The organism is Antrihabitans stalagmiti, from assembly GCF_016482825.1.
Classification (GTDB): Bacteria; Actinomycetota; Actinomycetes; order Mycobacteriales; family Mycobacteriaceae; genus Antrihabitans; species Antrihabitans stalagmiti.
Genome location: NZ_JAEMNV010000031.1, coordinates 1 through 3,361 on the forward strand (window position 1 = coordinate 1; position 3,361 = coordinate 3,361).

At 64.4% G+C, this 3,361-nt stretch carries 1 protein-coding gene; it reads left to right on the plus strand.

The features are described 5' to 3' along the window. Positions 1-40: 40 nt before the first annotated feature. A partial coding sequence (locus tag JGU71_RS29535; protein ID WP_199708704.1) for a type I polyketide synthase occupies positions 41-3,361 on the plus strand: 3,321 nt, incomplete at its 3' end.

Below are 3,361 nucleotides of genomic sequence, written 5' to 3' on the forward strand. Positions count from 1 at the left end.
TCTGACCTGGAACTTGCCTCGTGTTGCGTTGGTGTCGACTGTGACCGGTCGGGTGGAGACGGAGTTGTTCGCTGATCCGGGGTATTGGGTGCGGCAGGTGCGGGAGCCGGTCCGCTTCGCTGATGGGATCAGGGCGGCGAAGTCCGCGGGTGGGTCGCGGTTCGTTGAGGTCGGTCCGGATGCGCAGTTGTCGGGGCTGATCGACGCCCATGCTGTGGTTGCGACGCAACGTCGTGGTCGGCCGCAGGTGCAGACGGTGGTGCGCGCGGTGACAACAGCGCATTGCCATGGCGTCGCGGTGGATTGGGTGCAGTTCTTTGCTGGGCAGGGTGCGCAGCGGGTGGATCTGCCGGGTTATCCCTTCCAGCACCAACGGTATTGGCTTACCGAGACTCGAAATGCGACCAGCGGTGGTGATCTCAACCATCCGATCATCGATAGCGAGGTTTCGGTCGCCGACACCGGCCAACACGTGTTCGGCGGCCGACTGTCCATCGACACCCACCCATGGATCGCCGACCATGTACTGCTTGGAGTCATCGTCGTGCCGGGCACGGCTCTCGTCGAGATGGCGATGCGTGCCGGCACGCAACTGCGCTGCGAGACCCTCGAGGAGTTGACCCTCGAGGTGCCGATCATCTTCGATGTCGGCGAGGCGAGGCTCGTTCAGGTGACAGTCGGGGAACCCGATCAGACAGGCACTCGTCCTCTCGCGATCTACTCTCGTCTGGAGGCTACCGACGACGACTGGACGCGTCATGCGGCTGGGTCTGTCACCGCGGCAATCGAATCCTCCGTCGATCCGTTCGCCGAACTCGCGGCTCCGGTGTGGCCACCGCCCGGTGCCGAACCGATCGGCGTCGATGCTGTCTACGCGGAGTTGGAAGCGGTCGGATTCGACTACGGGCCAACCTTCCGCGGTGTTCGAGCCGCGTGGCGCCGCGACGGTGCTGTATTCGCCGAGGTTGCACTGGATCCCGAAACATACCCGGACGCCGGCTCCTACGGTCTGCATCCAGGGTTGTTCGACTCGGTTCTGCACGGCGGCGCGGTTGTCGCGTTCGGAGATAGTGGTTCAGGCCGAATGTTGTTCAGCTGGAACGGTGTCCGTCGATATCAAGACGGAGTGACCGCTCTTCGGGTGCGGGTCGCAGTCGGCGGCGAATCGGCATGGACGATCGCCGCGGTCGACGGGTACGGCGACCCGGTGATATCGATCGACTCGCTGGTCTATCGACCTGTCGAATCCGCACAGCTGGCAAGCAGAAGCAGTGTTCGTCGCGACTCGTTGTTCGAGTTGGGCTGGGTGCCTGTCGATCTGAGGAATGGCGATGCGCAGCCGTTCGACCGGTTCGACGGTGGCGTGGGTGTGGCGGGTGTGTTGGACCGTGTGCAGCGGGTGTTGTCTGGGGAGTCGGATTCTCGGTTGGTGGTGACCACTACGGGGTTGGAGTTCGATCCTGTTGCGGCGGGTGTGTGGGGTTTGGTGCGATCGGCGCAGGCGGAGCATCCGGGTCGGTTTGTGTTGGTCGATGCCGATGATTCCGACGATGTGGATCTTGATGCCGTTGTGGCATCGGGGTATTCGCAGGTGCGGATCCGTTCCGGTGTCGTCGAGGTCCCACGTTTGGTCCGTGCCGCGACGGAGGCGCCGGCACCGATCGAGTGGGCGGCCGGAACTGTGCTGATCACTGGCGGCACCGGTGGTGTGGGAGCGGTCGTCTCGCGGCATCTCGCAGCGACACACGGTGTGCGTCGACTGGTGTTGATAAGTCGTCGCGGTGGGGACGCCCCAGGTGCGGCCGAGTTGGTCGCGGAGCTCTCCGAGTTGGGTTGTGCCGCCACGGTATCGGCGTGTGATGTGGCGGATCGGGTTGCGCTGGAATCGATCTTGGCGGCGATTCCGAGAGAACAACCACTGACTGCGGTGATTCATGCGGCCGGGGTCCTCGACGACGCCACGATCGAGTCGATGACACCGTCGCAACTTGATCGGGTGTGGGGGCCGAAGGTCGCCGGTGCGGTGGTGTTGGACGAGTTGACACGGGATCTGAATCTGTCGGCGTTTGTGCTGTTTTCGTCGATTGCGGGAGTGTTGGGTACTGCGGGGCAGGGTGGGTACGCGGCCGCGAATGCTGCGTTGGACGCGGTGGCGCGGAGTCGTCGTCGGGCCGGGTCCGTGGCGACGTCGTTGGCATGGGGACCGTGGGCGGCGGAGTCCGGGATGGCTGGCCGCCTCGCCGCCACAGACCTGGCGCGTTGGCACCGATTGGGAGTCGTTCCCGTCGATACCGTTGCCGCCCTTGCGCTTTTCGACACAGTTGTTGCCAGCGACACTGCCGCGCTGATTCCAGCGCGAATCGAGGCACCTCTGCTTCGTACTGGCGCAATACATGAGTTGCTGAGGGGACTTGTGTCGGCTGGTTCGACACCGACCTCCGGATTGGCGTCGCAGTTGGCCGGCCTCGTCGAGGCAGATCGCACACCGGTTGTCCTTGCCCTCGTGCTGGAACACGTTGCGGTGGTTGCCAACACCGAGAAAGTTGAGCCGGCGAGTACGTTTACCGACCTCGGCCTCGACTCTCTCGGCGCGGTCGAACTACGCAACCGTCTTACTCGAGCGACCGGAATCCGGCTGCCGTCGACACTCGTTTTCGACTATCCGACGCCGACCGTCCTCGCCGACTACATCCTCGGCCAGGTCCGCGGCATAACGCCGGTCGCGGCTGCGCCTCGAACGGCGGTCCACACAGACGAACCCGTGGCGATCGTAGGAGTTGGGTGTCGATTCCCCGGCGGTGTTGGATCGCGGGAAGCCCTGTGGGATTTGGTGTTCGGTGAAGTCGATGCGGTCTCGGAGTGGCCGATCGATCGGGGCTGGGATCTGGACCGCCTGCTCGATGCCGATGCGGACAAACCGGGGACGGTGTATTCCGCCGGCGGTGGTTTCCTGGACGACGCGAGTGGGTTCGATGCGGAGTTCTTCGGGATCGGTGCGGGCGAGGCTGCGGCAATGGATCCCCAGCAGCGAGTTCTGCTCGAGGTCGCATGGGACGCAATGCAAGACGCGGGCATCGATCCAGAATCGTTGCGCGGCAGCGACGTCGGTGTGTTCGTCGGAGGCGGTCATTCGGACTACGACGCGAGGGTGTCAGGAGAGCTGGAAGGCTTCCGACTGACGGGCACGACGTTGAGTGTGCTGTCGGGCCGGGTTGCCTATGTGTTCGGGTTCGAGGGGCCCGCGATGACGGTGGATACGGCCTGTTCGTCGTCGCTCGTCGCTCTGCACCTCGCCTCTCAGTCCTTACGCGCCGGCGACTGTTCCATCGCACTCGCCGGTGGTGTGTCGGTGTGGGGTTCG